This is a genomic window from Streptomyces fradiae ATCC 10745 = DSM 40063 (assembly GCF_008704425.1).
In the GTDB taxonomy this organism is placed as follows: Bacteria; Actinomycetota; Actinomycetes; order Streptomycetales; family Streptomycetaceae; genus Streptomyces; species Streptomyces fradiae.
The window spans coordinates 6068599-6081408 of the sequence record NZ_CP023696.1; the positions used below are offsets into that span (position 1 = coordinate 6068599).

At 75.6% G+C, this 12810-nt stretch carries 13 protein-coding genes; 5 read left to right on the top strand and 8 right to left on the bottom strand.

The annotated features are described in order from the left end of the window. The first annotated feature begins 76 nt into the window (after window positions 1–76). The gene (locus tag CP974_RS26535) at window positions 77–1009 is read left to right on the top strand and encodes an alpha/beta fold hydrolase (protein WP_078915456.1); all 933 of its coding nucleotides are present in this window, start codon (window positions 77–79) and stop codon (window positions 1007–1009) included. Between the two features lie 302 nt (window positions 1010–1311). Here the strand turns inward: CP974_RS26535 and CP974_RS26540 are convergent, their stop codons facing one another. Together CP974_RS26540 and CP974_RS26545 are read right to left on the bottom strand one after the other, a co-directional pair. Then, on the bottom strand, window positions 1312–2022 hold the full coding sequence (locus CP974_RS26540; protein ID WP_031129959.1) for a Clp protease N-terminal domain-containing protein: 711 nt from the start codon (window positions 2020–2022) through the stop codon (window positions 1312–1314). An 88-nt stretch (window positions 2023–2110) separates the two neighbouring features. Further along, complete coding sequence (locus CP974_RS26545; protein WP_031129958.1) at window positions 2111–2560, bottom strand: GNAT family N-acetyltransferase; 450 nt, start codon at window positions 2558–2560, stop codon at window positions 2111–2113. Window positions 2561–2806: 246 nt separating this feature from the next. Between CP974_RS26545 and CP974_RS26550 the strand changes: the two genes are divergently transcribed. Beyond that, window positions 2807–3313 carry a hypothetical protein gene (locus CP974_RS26550; protein ID WP_031129957.1) on the top strand — a complete coding sequence of 169 codons (507 nt, stop codon included), beginning with the start codon at window positions 2807–2809 and terminating at the stop codon, window positions 3311–3313. Here the strand turns inward: CP974_RS26550 and CP974_RS26555 are convergent. The 4 genes from CP974_RS26555 to CP974_RS26570 all read right to left on the bottom strand — a co-directional run bounded on the left by CP974_RS26555 (window position 3304) and on the right by CP974_RS26570 (window position 6969). After that, on the bottom strand, window positions 3304–4377 hold the full coding sequence (locus tag CP974_RS26555) for a LacI family DNA-binding transcriptional regulator (protein WP_031129956.1): 1074 nt from the start codon (window positions 4375–4377) through the stop codon (window positions 3304–3306). The two genes, CP974_RS26550 and CP974_RS26555, sit on opposite strands and share 10 nt — an antisense overlap. Before the next feature lie 286 nt (window positions 4378–4663). Then, window positions 4664–5623 carry a homocysteine S-methyltransferase gene (gene mmuM / locus CP974_RS26560; RefSeq protein WP_037937233.1) on the bottom strand — a complete coding sequence of 320 codons (960 nt, stop codon included), beginning with the start codon at window positions 5621–5623 and terminating at the stop codon, window positions 4664–4666. A 117-nt stretch (window positions 5624–5740) separates the two neighbouring features. Then, window positions 5741–6196: a hypothetical protein gene (locus CP974_RS30530; protein ID WP_373276779.1), complete on the bottom strand. Its 456-nt coding sequence runs from the start codon at window positions 6194–6196 to the stop codon at window positions 5741–5743. Window positions 6197–6438: 242 nt separating this feature from the next. Further along, entirely contained in the window at window positions 6439–6969 is a 531-nt protein-coding gene (locus tag CP974_RS26570; RefSeq protein WP_373276778.1) for an ATP-binding protein, read from the bottom strand. Between the two features lie 217 nt (window positions 6970–7186). Between CP974_RS26570 and CP974_RS26575 the strand changes: the two genes are divergently transcribed. From CP974_RS26575 to CP974_RS26585, 3 genes are all read left to right on the top strand, one after another. Further along, complete coding sequence (locus CP974_RS26575) at window positions 7187–8053, top strand: Sco1979 family transcriptional regulator (protein ID WP_031129951.1); 867 nt, start codon at window positions 7187–7189, stop codon at window positions 8051–8053. Beyond that, window positions 8054–8290 (top strand): DUF397 domain-containing protein, encoded by a 237-nt coding sequence (locus CP974_RS26580; RefSeq protein WP_031129950.1) that lies wholly within the window; start codon window positions 8054–8056, stop codon window positions 8288–8290. Between the two features lie 322 nt (window positions 8291–8612). Beyond that, window positions 8613–9443, top strand: a complete 831-nt coding sequence (locus CP974_RS26585) for an SAM-dependent methyltransferase (RefSeq protein WP_037937230.1) — start codon at window positions 8613–8615, stop codon at window positions 9441–9443. Between the two features lie 102 nt (window positions 9444–9545). On the opposite strand, the gene CP974_RS26590 is transcribed toward CP974_RS26585, so the two are convergent. Continuing rightward, on the bottom strand, window positions 9546–10889 hold the full coding sequence (locus tag CP974_RS26590; RefSeq protein ID WP_031129947.1) for a 6-phospho-beta-glucosidase: 1344 nt from the start codon (window positions 10887–10889) through the stop codon (window positions 9546–9548). Between the two features lie 23 nt (window positions 10890–10912). Beyond that, complete coding sequence (locus tag CP974_RS26595; protein ID WP_031129945.1) at window positions 10913–12724, bottom strand: hydroxysqualene dehydroxylase; 1812 nt, start codon at window positions 12722–12724, stop codon at window positions 10913–10915. Window positions 12725–12810 lie beyond the last annotated feature (86 nt).

Consider the following 12810-nt stretch of genomic DNA (forward strand, 5'->3'; position numbering starts at 1 on the left):
CCGCGGGGTGGGGGCGGCGCACACCCGGCCGGAAACCTGTGGCGCCGGGCCTCCGTACCCATTATGTTGAATGGCCATGCAGGAAAATGAGTGCGGGACCGAGAAGGACCGCCACACGGGAATCGAGCGCATGGTGCCGGCCGGGGAGCTGGAGCTCTGGACCGAGGAGTTCGGCGACCCCGAGCATCCGGCGGTGCTGCTGCTGATGGGAGCCGGGGCCCAGGGCGTGCAGTGGAACGACGGGTTCGTCCGGCGCCTCGTCGCCGGGGGCCGCCGCGTCATCCGGTACGACCACCGGGACGTGGGCCGCTCCTCCACCGTCGACTTCGCCGCCCACCCCTACACGGTCGCCGACATGGCGGCGGACGCCGTCGCCGTGCTCGACGCGCTCGGCGTCGAGCGGGCGCACTTCGTGGGGGCCTCCCTCGGCGGTGTCATCGCCCAGTGCCTCGCGGTGACCCGCCCCGACCGGATGCTGACCCTGACCGCCCTGGCCTCGTCGCCGATGGGCACCGACATGTCCGCCATCGTGGGGCGTGCGATGGCCGGGCAGGCGCCCGCGGACGGGGAGCTGCCGCCGCCCACCCCCGAACTGCTCGCCGCGCTCGCCTCGTTCCCGCAGCGGGCCGGGGCCGGGCTGGAGGAGTACCTGACCGGGAGGATGCCGCTCTGGCGCGTGCTGCACGGTCCCGACCTGCCGTTCGACGAGGCCGAGTACCGGGCGATGGAGACGCGCGTGTACGAGCGGGCGCGGGATCTGTCCGCCGCCGTCCACCACACGCTCGCCGGGGCGGCCGGCAGCGGGAGCACGGAGGACCTGGCCAAGGTGGCCGTGCCGACGCTGGTGCTGCACGGCACCGCCGACCCGATGTTCCCCTTCGCGCACGCCGAGGCGCTGGCCGCCGCGATCCCGGGAGCGCGCCTGGTCGCCGTGCCCGGCATGGGGCACACCCTGCCCGCCGCGATGGACGGGATGCTCGCCGAGGAGGTGCTGCGGCACACGAGGTGAGTTGGGGCGGGGGAGGCCCGGTCGCGTGAAAGGCCCGCCCCGCCCCGGGTGAGTCCCTTCCCTGAGGCGGGGCGGGCCCGGCCCCGTACGGGGCTCACCGCGTCGGGCGCGCCCCGTGCTTGCGGCCCCGTCGGGTGAACCCGTGCAGGAGGCCCCGCTGCGGGTCCTGGGCGATGACGCCCTGCTGTGGGGCCGCACGCGGTGGGGCCGCACCCGGTATCACCCCTCCGTGTGGCCCCGCCCGCCTCGGGCGTCCCGCCCCGCCGACCACGGGCCGGCCGGGGCGCGTGCGGTCCGTGGCGTCAGGGCGCGGCCGTGAGGTGCGCCTCCACCGCCGCCTTGTCGACGCCGAGGCCGCTCAGCACCCCGTCGCCGTTCTCGTACTCGAGCTGGGCCAGCAGCAGGTGCGCCGGGCCGACGTACTGGTCGCCGAGGCGCAGGGCCTCGCGGAACGTCAGCTCCAGGACCTTCTTGGCGGCCTGGTCGTACGGGACGAGCGACGGCGGCTCGTCGGCCGCCGGGGGGAGCGCGTCGGTCGCCGCGCGCCGTACGTCGTCCAGCGTCACGCCCTGCGCCGTGAGCGCCCGGACGGCCGCCGTCTCCGGCTCGGACAGCAGGCCCAGCACCAGGTGGGGGAGGCCCAGCTCGGCGCTGCGGGCCTGCTGCGCGGCCGTGTGCCCCGCGACGACGACCTTCCGGGCGGTCTCGTCGAAGCGGCCGAAGCCCTGGCTCGGGTCCGGTTCGGTGGGCTCGCCGGGGTCCTTCGGCACGAAGCGCTTCTGCGCCGCCTGGCGGGTGACGCCCATGCTGCGGCCGATGTCCGTCCAGGACGCGCCGGAGCGCCGCGCCTGGTCCACGAAGTGCCCGATCAGGTGGTCCGCCACGTCGCCCAGGTGGTCGGCGGCGATGACGGCGCTGGAGAGCTGGTCGAGGGTGTCGGTGTGGGTGGTCTTGATGGCGTGGATGAGGTCGTCCAGGCGTACGGACGCGGCGACGCCTTCGGGTTTCGTCATGTGTCAACCGTAAGTTGACACCCCTCTGGGTGTCAACTGGTGGTTGACGCCTCGCGGTCCGGGGTCGCGGCGGGGCGGCCCTTCGGGGTCAGGGCAGTGCGAAGCGCAGCTCCGGGCGCTCCCAGGTCACCTTCGGCGGAATCGGGGGCGACATGCCGACACGCTCGGCTCCCATCCTCCGGTAGAAGGGCTCGGCCGGCGGGTGGGCGATCACCCGCACCTCGGAGAGCCCCGCCTCCCCGGCGCGGGTGAGCATGTGCTCCATCAGCAGGCGCCCGACGCCCGCCCCCTGGGCGTCGTCCGCGACGAACGCCAGGTCCAGCTCGGGCGGCGCCAGGATGAGCGCGTAGAAGCCGAGGATCCGGTTGCCGGTGCCCACCGCCGCGAAGACCTCGTGGCGGCTCACGTACTCGGGTGTGACGTCGTACCCGGCGACCATCGCCGCGTAGGGCCCGCGATAGGCGCCGGACGTCCGGACCAGTGAGGTGAGGCGCTGCGCGTCCTCGGGGGCGGCCCGTCTGATCATGGGGGTGCGCATGGCCTGAGTATAGGGGTGCAATGGGCCTTTGGGGCTTACGAGGGAGGGTGGTGCCGGTGGGGTGCGGCGAGGGCGCCGGGGGTGCCGGCGGGGGCTGCGGAGGGCGGCGCCGTACGGCGGGGCGCAGGGGGTGCGGTCGCGGGCGGCCGGGGGAGCGGTGCCTGGTGACGGGCTGTCGGTGGCGACCGCTACAGTTCCCGTGCGCATGCGTGTTCGGGGCGCGTGTGGCGGAGCGGAGGGAAGACCATGCACGCGCGACTCATCGATGTGGCACGGGAGTTGGCGCCGCTCCTGTGGCGGGAGCACACCTTGTACCGGGAGCGGTCGGGCGGTGTCGTCATCCGGGGCGAGCACGTACGGCGGTGGGTCAGCCTCTCGCCGCGCGGCACCCGTGACGACGTGCTCGTCCGGGCGGGCCGCATACTCGACGGCGGGACCACCGCGCCCGCCCGCTCCGAGGTCGTCGTGAGCCTCTCCGTCGGCCGGGGAGAACTGGCCGCCGTCTGCCGCCGCGTGCTGGCCGAGGCAGCCGCCGACGCGGTGCCGTCCGGAGCCGTACGCGCGGAGTCCGCTCGCGCGGGCGCCAAGTCCGCGCGGCGCGGCGGGAAGGGCGCGCGTACGGGCCGTGCGGGCGGGCCCCGCCCCCGCAAGGGCCGCTCGCGGCACACCGGCCTCACGTCCTGGGCCATCCTCCTCGGCGTGATGGCCCTGGTCGGGGTCTACGCCTACAGCGTCTCCGCCGCCTACCGCTGACCGCCCGCCCCCGCGCTCCCCGCCCGTGGCGAGGACCCACCGGGCGGCGCCGTACTCGAACGGACCACCAGCTCCGTCTCCAGCTCCACCGGTAAGCCGTCCGCCGCCCCGCCCGGCGCCAGGCGCGCCAGCAGGGCCAGCGCGGCCCCGGCCATCTCCGCCACCGGCCGCCGCACCGTCGTCAGCCCCGGCACCGCCCACCGCGCCTCCGGCAGGTCGCCGTACCCCACGACCGCCATGCCGTCCGGCACCCGCAGGCCCCGCTCGGCGAGGGCGCCGTACACCCCCGGCACCCACGCGTCCGAGCCGACGCACACCGCCGTCGGCGGCTCCGGGAGCTCCAGCAGCTCCAGCGTCCGCAGCCGCGCCCCGCACGGCCCCGGCTCGCCGGCCCCGACGCGGCGCACGTACGCGGCCCGCTCCGGCAGCCCCGCCCCGGTGACCGCCTCACGCCAGCCCGCCAGCCACCCGGCGCCGGCCCGCCCCGGCGCGGCGGCGGCGAGCACGGCGATCCGCTCATGGCCCAGCGCCAGCAGATGCGCCGCGGCCGCGCGGCCGCCCCCTCGGTCGGCCGCGCCCACCCACGCCGCTCCCCGCGGAGGCTCCCCCCACGGGTCCACCAGCACGTACGGCACCCGGTGCCGGGCCAGCCACGCCCGCTGCGCCGCGCTCGGCGCGTCCCCGTGGAACAGCACCCCCGCCGTGCCGCGGGCGGCCAGCCGGTCCAGCCGGTCCCGCCCCAGGTGGCGCCCGGCCGACACCACGACCTCCAGGCCCTCGGTGTGGGCGGCCCGCTCCACCCCGTGCAGCACCGCGGAACCCTCGGCGCCCCCGCCGAGCGGCGAGGCCAGCACCAGGTCGATCATGCCGTGCGGCTTCGGCGGCCCGCCGCGGCGGCGGCGCACGTATCCGAGCCGGTCCAGGACCTCCGTCACCCGGCGGCGGGTCTCGGGCGCCACGTCGTCGCGGCCGTTGACCACCTTCGACGCCGTCGGCACCGACACCCCGGCCTCGCGGGCCACCACCGCCAACGTCGGCCCGGCGGTGCTCCCCGTACGCGGCATGGCGTTCCTTCCGAACCGTGAGCGGTGATGGTAAGCGCTTCCTATGCGGCACCCCACCCTAAGCGGAGCCCCACGGGCCCGAAAGCCCCCTACGGGAGCACCCCTGATGCGGCCTGCCCCGTCGGCCCCATCCCGTGCGGCCCCATCCCGTGCGGCTCATCCCGTACGGCTCATCCCGTACGCCCTCACGCCCTACGCCCTCACGCCCTGCGCCCTCACCCGCAGCCCCCTCCCAGCCCCCGCCTCACAGCCCCCACCCGGACCCGCCGAACCCCTACGCACCCGATCACCCCTGCGCCCCCTGGTCCCGCCCTGGCCCTCGCCCCCGCAACCGCTCCGCCACCGCCGCCACGGTGTCCGGGCCGACCCGGCAGCAGCCTCCGATCAGCCGCGCCCCGGCCTCCCGCCACTCCTCCGCCAGATCGGCGGAGAAGGCGGGCCTCCCGCGCCAGCCCCGCGCGGCGGCGTCCCACCGCTCCCCGCTGTTCGGGTACACGACCACCGGCTTGCCTGTCACACGGGCCGCCACCTCCACCGCCCGCAACGCGTCCTCGGGCGCGCAGCAGTTCACGCCGACCGCGACGACCTCCTCCGCGTCGGCCAGCAGACCGAACGCCTCCTCCAGCGGTTGCCCCGCCCGCGTCCGGTCGCCGCTGACGGTGTACGACAGCCAGGCCGGTACGCCCAGCCCCCGCACCGCCCGCAGCAGCGCGCGGGCCTCGTCGGCGTCCGGCACGGTCTCCAGGGCCAGGACGTCCGGCGCGGCGGCGGCCAGGACCTCCAGGCGCGGCCGGTGGAAGGCCTCCAGCGCGGCCGTGCCGATGCCGTACCGGCCCCGGTACTCCGACCCGTCGGCGAGCATCGCCCCGTAGGGGCCTGCGGACGCGGCGACCCACAGGGGGCGGCCCGCACCGGCGGCGGCGGCGCGGCGGGCGGCCCGCCGGACCAGGTCCACCGAGAGCGCCAGCAGTCCGGCGGCGCACTCACGGCCGATGCCCCGGCGGGCGAACCCCTCGAACGTGGCCTGGTAGCCGGCGCTCGTCACGACGTCGGCCCCGGCCTCGTAGAAGGCGAGGTGGGCGGCGACCAGGGCCTCGGGGTCCTCGACGAGGAGCCGCGCCGACCACAGCGCGTCGCCGAGGTCGTGACCGGCGGACTCCAGCTGGTGGGAGAGTCCCCCGTCGAGGACGAGGGCGGCGGACGGCGAGGCGAGGGCGTCGGCGAACGGGGGAGCGGCGGTCGTCATGCCGCCGACCGTAGCCAATCCGGCCCCGATCCGGCCCACGCGCGCGGCACGCACGGCCGCCGGGTCCGTGCGAGCGGTCACCCGCGCCCCCGGGTCGCGCGCGCCGCCGCGCCCCGATCAGATGCGGGAACCGAGGTCCGGCACCGTCCAGGCCGGGGCCGTGCCGGTGAGCTGGCAGACCATGAGGTACAGCGGGATCGGCGGCGTGTACGGGGACGTCGTTCCGGGGCGCCGCATCAGGCGGGGCTGCCGGTCGGGGACGTAACCGCCGGGCGCGTAGCAGGCGGGCAGCGGCCAGCGCAGGTCCGCGTCCGAGCCGGCCGGGACGAGCCACCACCACCAGTCGGAGTCGGCGAAGACGCAGCCGTTGCCGGGCAGTCGGCTCAGCAGCCGCAGCCCGTGACGGGCGGGCACGCCGACGGCGTCGCAGCCGAGTGCGGCCGGCAGATGGGGCGGCGGCGTGAGCTGGACCTCACCGAGGGACGCCCCGCCGAGGGACGTCTCGCCGAGGGACGCCCCGCCGAGGGACGTCTCGCCGACCGGGCCCCCGCGGTGGCCGTGCGCGCCGTGCAGCCCGTGCGGCCCATGGGGCCGAGGCGGACCGTACGTCCCCTGAGAACCATGAGAACCACGAGCCCCTTGGGAATCGTGAGCCCCCTGATCGCCCTGGGAACTCTGCGAACCCTGCGGTCCATGCGAACCCTGATACCCGCGCGGACCCTGGGATCCCTGAGGACCCTGGGATCCCTGAGGACCACGGGCACCAGGGGAGCCGTGTGGCCCGTGCCCCCCGTGCAGCAGTGCCACCATCGACCTCAGCATGGCGCCGCCGTGTCGTGGAGCAGCTCGGCCCAGACGACGCGGCCCGCCCCGTGCCGCGCGTCGTGGCTGCCCCAGGCCGCGCACATGGCGTCGACGAGCAGCAGGCCGCGTCCGCACTCCTCACGGTCGGCCGTGCGCAGCCGGGGCCCCGTGACCCGGCAGCCCTCGTCGTGGACGGCTATGCGCACGTGCTCGCCCCGGTCGCGCAGCTCGCAGACGACGCGGCCGCTCGCGGTGTGGACGACGGCGTTGGTGAACAGCTCGGAGACGACCAGTTCGGCGGTGTCCCGCACGTCCCCGCCGACGCCCCACCGGGCGAGGCGCTCCACGACGAGCCGGCGTGCCCTGGCGACGGCCTCGGCGCGGGCGGGCAGCTCGAAGGCGAAGCGGCGGACGTCGGCTGTGTGCGACCGGGCCGGATGCGCGTACGGGCGGGGTGCGTGGGGCAGTCCATGAGGATGTGACGCGGGGGTCACCGGTCGAGCGGCTATGAGCTGGGGGGTGAGCGCATTACCAGGTGCCACGACCGATTCCTCACATGGGAGCGGCGCCGAGCGGCGCATCTCCTCGGGGCAGAGCGCGCGGCAGCCGCGTGAACTGGTTCACCGACTGGTTCATCGGAATACTTTCCTCCCGTCGCGGACACTTGGCAAGTGGCACTGTGAAAATTGCAGAGTGCGGTGTTCTCTCTGGCCGTCACACATGGCACACTCGACCAAAAAGCGCGTGGGGAGGTCAGAAGTGAGCGAGCCGCGGTCCGCCCCCACCGTGGGACAGGTCGTTCTCGGTAGACGGTTGCAGGATCTGCGGGAGAGGGCGGGTCTCAAGCGGGAAGAGGCCGCCAAGGTCCTGCACGTGGCCCCGGCCACGGTCCGGCGCATGGAGACCGCCGAGGTCGCCCTCAAGATCCCCTACGTCCAGCTGCTCCTCCAGGCGTACGGCGTCGACCGCGACGAGGCCGACGGTTTCGTGCGCCTCGCCGAGGACGCCAACAAGCCCGGCTGGTGGCAGCGGTTCCACGACGTGCTGCCCGGCTGGTTCAGCATGCACGTCAGCCTGGAGGGCGCGGCCAGCGTGATCCGGTCCTACGAGCCGCACTTCGTCCCCGGCCTCCTCCAGACCGAGGAGTACGCCCGCGCGGTGCTGCGGGCCGGCGCGGTCGGCCAGGTGGGCCCCGAGGACATCGAGCGCCATGTCGCGCTGCGCATGGAGCGGCAGGCCCTGCTGACGCGCGACGACGCGCCGAGGTTCTGGGTGATCATGGACGAGACGGTGCTGCGGCGCCGCCCGCCCGGCACCGGGCCCGCGCTGATGCGCGCCCAGCTCGACCGGCTGGCCGAGGCGGCGGAGCAGCCCCACATCACCCTGCAGGTCGCCGAGTTCGCGACCGGTCTGCACCCCGGCGCGTACGGCCCCTTCGTCCTCTTCCGGTTCGCCGTGCCCGAACTGCCGGACATGGTCTACAGCGAGTACCTGACCGGCGCCGTCTACCTCGACGCGCGCCCCGAGGTGGCCTCCCACCTCGAGGTCATGGACCGCATGGCGGCGCAGGCCGCCACCGCACAACGCACGAAGGAAATCCTCCGGGCTTTCCGCAAGGAGCTGTGAATGGTTCGCATATACAACGGCATGCCCGCCGCCGACCTCGGCGCCGACGGGTGGCACAAGCCGTGGAGCGGCGGCAACGGCGGCAACTGCATCGAGGCCATGAAGCTGGCCGACGGCAGGGTCGCGGTGCGCCAGTCGGCGGATCCGGACGGCCCCGCCCTCATCTACACCCCCGCCGAGATCGCCGCGTTCATCCAGGGCGCCAAGTCGGGACAGGCCGACTTCCTGCTGACCTGACCGGAGACGCACCTACCGGAGGCGCACCCACCAGAGGCGCACCCACCGGAGGCGCACCCACCGGAGGTGTACCTGCCCGAGGGAGTACCTGCCCGAAGCCGTAGCTCACCGAAGTCGCACATCGACCCCGGTCGTGTACGGCCCAGGTCGCACACCCGCCCAAGTCGCATCGGCCAAGCCGTACCTGACGAAGCCGCAGCTGACCCCGCGTCATACAGTGTCACCCCCACGGTGCGGCCCGCGCGGGCCGCACCGCGCGGCGCACCACCCCGAGACAGCGAGCACACAGCCACCCCCGATCACCCCGATTCTGGAGCAGCCGATGACCGGGAACGACACCGCCACCGACGGCGCGACCACCGAAGGCGTACGGATCGACACCAGCAAGCCGCATCCGGCCCGGATGTACGACTGGTTCCTCGGCGGCAAGGACAACTACCCGGTCGACGAGGAGATGGCCCGCCAGCTCCTCACCATCGACGCGCGCGGACGCGACATGGCTCGGGTGAACCGGGCGTTCATGCACCGCGCCACCCGGTGGCTCGGCAAGGCGGGCGTCCGCCAGTACCTGGACATCGGCACCGGCATCCCCACCGAGCCGAACCTGCACCAGATCGCCCAGCAGGTCGCGCCCGAGTCGCGCATCGTCTACTGCGACAACGACCCGATCGTCCTCGCCCACGCCGAGGCACTGCTGCGCTCCACCCCGGAGGGCGCCACCTCGTACATCCAGGCCGACGCCCGCGACCCGCAGACCATCCTGGAACGCGCCGGGGACGTCCTCGACTTCGCGCAGCCGATCGCGCTGTCCATGCTGGCCCTGCTCCACTTCGTGGACGACGAGGACGGGGCGTACGAGCTGGTGGCCCGCCTCGTCGAGCGGCTCGCACCGGGCAGCTACCTCGTCCTGTCCCATGTGACGGGCGAGTTCGACCCGGAGGGTGCGGCGAAGGCGCGCGCCATGTACCAGGGGCGCGGCCTGACCCTGCGGCCCCGGACCCGCGAGGAGCTGACCCGCTTCTTCGACGGGCTGGAGCTGGTCGAGCCCGGCGTCACCCTGACCGCCGAGTGGCACCCGGAGCTGGGCGAGCCCGTCCCGGTCGCCGGTGACGCCCCCATCCCCGGCTACGCGGGTGTCGCCCGCAAGCCGTGACGCCCCTCCCCGCCGGGGCCCGCCGTCCAGGACGGGAGGCCCCGGCGGGGGCGAAGCCCCCGGCGCCCGGCAGTCGCGTCCCCCTCCTCACCGGGGGTGCGCCTAGCCCAGGTAGGCCAGCCCCGGATGCTCCGCGCGGTACGCGTCGAGCAGCCGCCGGGCCACGGCCACCGAGTCGACGAGCGGGTGCAGGGCGAAGGCCTTCACCGCCGCCTCCCGCGACCCGCTCTCCGCCGCCGCGAGCACCTCCCGCTCCACCGCCTTCACCGCCGCCACCAGCCCCAGCGCGTGGTACGGCAGCGGCGCGACCGCCACCGGGTGGGCGCCGTTCGCGTCGACCAGGCACGCCACCTCGACCACCGCGTCCGCGTCCAGCCCCGGCAGCGCCGACCGGTTGCGGACGTTCAGGATCAGCGTGGCCCGCTCGTCGCGGGCGACGGCGCGCATCAGCGCGAGCGCCACCCGCTCGTACCCGCCCGGCTCCAGGTCCTCCGGGGCGCGGCCCCCCGCGTCGCCCGCCGCCTCCCGGTTCGCGGCCATGTACGTGGCCTCCCGCTCGGCCAGGGTGCGCCGCCAGGCGTCCAGGGCCCGCACCTCGGGGCGGGCCGCCGCCGTGTAGAACCCGGCCTGCTGGTCGCGCAGGTAGGCGCCGCGCGTCCGCTCCGCCTCCCGGTAGGCCCGCACGGTCTCGCGGTTGGCGTAGTAGTAGTGCAGGTACTCGTTGGGGATCGCGCCCAGCGAGCGCAGCCACGCGGCGCCGAAGAGGCGTCCCTCCTCGAAGGAGCCGAGCGCCGCCTCGTCCGCCAGCAGGTCCGGCAGCAGGTCCCGCCCGCCGACCCGCAGCCCCCGCAGCCAGCCCAGGTGGTTCAGGCCCGCGTAGTCGATCCACGCCCGCGCCGGGTCGGCGCCCAGCACCCGTGCCACGCGGCGGCCCAGGCCCACCGGCGAGTCGCAGATGCCGATCACGCGGTCGCCCAGCACCCGCGACATCGCCTCCGTCACCAGGCCGGCCGGGTTGGTGAAGTTGACGACCCAGGCGTCCGGGGCCAGCCGCGCCACGCGCCGGGCGATGTCCACCGCCACCGGCACGGTCCGCAGGCCGTACGCGATCCCGCCCGCGCCCACGGTCTCCTGGCCCAGCACGCCCTCGGCGAGCGCCACCCGCTCGTCGGCGGCCCGCCCGGCGAGACCGCCGACCCGGATCGCCGAGAAGACGAAGTCCGCGCCCGTCAGGGCCGCGTCCAGGTCGGTCGTCGCCGTCACGGCCGGCGCGTCCGCCACCCCGTCCGCCTGCTCGGCCAGCACCCGGCGGATGGCCGCCAGCCGGGCGGGGTCCACGTCGTGCAGGACGACCCGGTCGATGCGCCCCTCGCCCCGGTCGGCCAGCAGCGCCCGGTACACCAGGGGCACCCGGAACCCGCCGCCGCCCAGAATCGTCAGCCTCATGCCCGTACGCTACTGCGTCGAGGTCAGCCGAAGTCGAGGGCGTTGGGCAGCCCCAGGCGGTACCGGGCCAGGTCGTGCCGCTTCAGCGGCTCCAGCTCGGGCGGCCGGAACAGCGGGGTCACCGCGCAGCGCGGCGCCGTCGAACCGGTCCGGTCCAGCAGGGCGTTGACGGCCTGCCGGGCCGAGGCGTTCGCGCCCTCCATGGTCGCCAGGTCGATGTCGACGGAGACGTAGTCGCCCGCGAGGAAGAGGTTCGGCACCCGCGTCGCGGCCGGCGGCCGGTCGTGGAACGTGCCCACCGGGTGGATCAGCAGCTCGTCCTCGTTGGTCGGGTGCGGCGTGCCCAGGCCGTCCACGCCGGGGTCCAGGAACCACGAGTGGAGCGCCCCGTCCCTGAGCGCCGGCGCGCCCGTGTCGTTGAGGGCGGCCTTGAGCTGCGCCCACACCTCCCGCGCCACCTGCTCGCGGGTGCACTGCTTGGCGGTCTTCCCGTACAGGACGCCCGGCCGGTCCCACTCGGAGACGTCGACGGACAGGCAGTCCACCACCGTCCCGTCGCCGTACACCCCGGCGAAGTCCCGTCCCGCCCAGTGGTGGGCCTGCGCGATGGCCGTCAGCGCCCAGGGCGAGTCGACGCAGTTCACATGGCCCCGCACCAGCGGCGGGCGCTCGGTCAGATAGAACTGGATGCCCGTCATCCAGTCCGTGCGCAGCCGGTCGCAGCGGGCCAGCCGGGGGTCGGCGGCCCGCAGCGCCGGGCCCCACGTGCGGCGGGCGTGCTCCACCGGCAGGGCGCAGACGTAGTGGTCGGCGGCGACCGCCCGGCGGGTCCCGTCGGGGCCGTCGACCAGCGCGGCGGTGATCCGCCCGTCGCCGTGGCGCAGCTCCCGCAGCGTCCAGCCCACCCTGAACTCCACGCCCAGGGCGCGCAGGTGGGCGACCCACGGGTCGATCCAGGCCTCGTTCGTCGGCGCGTTCAGGATGCGGTCCGGGGGGCCGTCCGCGCCCCGGCCGAGCGCGTTCAGCACGAACGCCTCGCCGAGGGTGCCGACCGTGCGGGTGCTGGCCTCCTCGGCCTTGGTGGCGACGATGTTCCGGGTCACGCCGACGGCGAGGAGCCGCTGGTAGTCGGCGGACATCCGGGCGGCCCGCGTGAACTCCCACCACGGGGTGCGCTCCCACTGCCCGTCGCGCCGCTCCTGGCAGCTCGTCAGGAACACCAGGGCGCGGCCGACGAAGTACGCCACCTCGTGCGCGGGCAGCCGGACGGCCGTCTCCAGCAGCGCGGTCAGGGCGCGGCGCAGCTCGTCGAGGGTGAGCGGCTCCGGCCGGTGGCCGGGCCACGGGATGGGCAGGCGCAGGTCCTCGCGGCCGGTGCGGGCCATCATCATCTCGCCGGGTGCGACCAGGTTGCCGTACACGCCGTCCGGGTTCCCCGGGTAGGGGATGCGCCGCATCGTGTCGGGGAGGTTGTGGTAGATGCCCGGGATGAAGCGGAAGCCGTGCTCGGCGGGGAGCGGGCGCCGCCCGCCCGCGGCGCTGCCGGGCACGTCCATGCTGCGCGCCTTGCCGCCGAGGGCCCGCCGCTCGTACACGGTCACGGCGAAGCCCCGCTCGGCCAGCTCGTGCGCGGCCGTCAGCCCGGCGACGCCGCCGCCCAGGACGGCGACCGTGCCGGCCGGCGCCGGACGGGCGCGCCCCGCCCCCGCGGTGGCGGGCCCGGCCGCGCGGGCCTGCCCGGCCCCGGCGACGACCGCCGTCCCGGCGAGGCCGGCCCCGGTGACGGCGGTCGCACCCGCCACGAACGTGCGCCGCGTCGTACCCGTACCGTCCATGCCCACCCCTTTACCGGAGGTAACCACCTGTCCGGCGCAGGAGGATAGGGGCGCCCCCGCGGACCCGGAACCACCGTGGGCGGGGC

Coding starts and splice junctions, on each gene's coding strand:
- CP974_RS26535 (WP_078915456.1), top strand. CDS start 77: ATGCAGGAAAATGAGTGCGGGACCGAGAAGGACCGCCACACGGGAATC.
- CP974_RS26540 (WP_031129959.1), bottom strand. CDS start 2,022: ATGACGAAACCCGAAGGCGTCGCCGCGTCCGTACGCCTGGACGACCTC.
- CP974_RS26545 (WP_031129958.1), bottom strand. CDS start 2,560: ATGCGCACCCCCATGATCAGACGGGCCGCCCCCGAGGACGCGCAGCGC.
- CP974_RS26550 (WP_031129957.1), top strand. CDS start 2,807: ATGCACGCGCGACTCATCGATGTGGCACGGGAGTTGGCGCCGCTCCTG.
- CP974_RS26555 (WP_031129956.1), bottom strand. CDS start 4,377: ATGCCGCGTACGGGGAGCACCGCCGGGCCGACGTTGGCGGTGGTGGCC.
- mmuM (WP_037937233.1), bottom strand. CDS start 5,623: ATGACGACCGCCGCTCCCCCGTTCGCCGACGCCCTCGCCTCGCCGTCC.
- CP974_RS26580 (WP_031129950.1), top strand. CDS start 8,054: ATGGTTCGCATATACAACGGCATGCCCGCCGCCGACCTCGGCGCCGAC.
- CP974_RS26585 (WP_037937230.1), top strand. CDS start 8,613: ATGACCGGGAACGACACCGCCACCGACGGCGCGACCACCGAAGGCGTA.
- CP974_RS26590 (WP_031129947.1), bottom strand. CDS start 10,889: ATGAGGCTGACGATTCTGGGCGGCGGCGGGTTCCGGGTGCCCCTGGTG.
- CP974_RS26595 (WP_031129945.1), bottom strand. CDS start 12,724: ATGGACGGTACGGGTACGACGCGGCGCACGTTCGTGGCGGGTGCGACC.